Source organism: Caulobacter sp. 05T431 (assembly GCF_056665975.1).
The window spans coordinates 1-351 of record NZ_JBFTKU010000203.1 but is presented as its reverse complement, the minus strand read 5'-3'; the positions used below and the strand labels follow the sequence as shown (position 1 = coordinate 351).

1 pseudogene is annotated in these 351 nt (G+C 58.7%); it reads left to right on the top strand.

Annotated elements, in window-relative coordinates:
• A pseudogene (locus AC1U89_RS25110) lies at window positions 1–351 on the top strand (hypothetical protein); the annotation flags it as partial.

Below are 351 nucleotides of genomic sequence, written 5' to 3'. Positions count from 1 at the left end.
GTGTCGCTGGTCACGATCAGGGATGACCGCTCGATCATCGTCGAGGAGCGCCACACGGCTATTGCGCAGTTCGAGAGACTTGTAATCGATATATCGCAGGCCGCTGATTGGAAGGACGTCGTCCTTGAGGTCAACAGCAGACTTGAGAGCCTTTCTTCAACGGCATCAGCCGACCATCTCGTGGCGCGCGTTGAATTGACTGGAACCAATGACCTTGCGTGGAGACTGCGACGCGATACGGACCTGTTGCGGACGGAATTGGAATTGCGCGCAGCGTCGGTGGGCAACATCTGGATCGAGAAGGTGGTCGCTTCGCCCACGATACCGGGTCAGAGCCGCGACCGCCAGTCC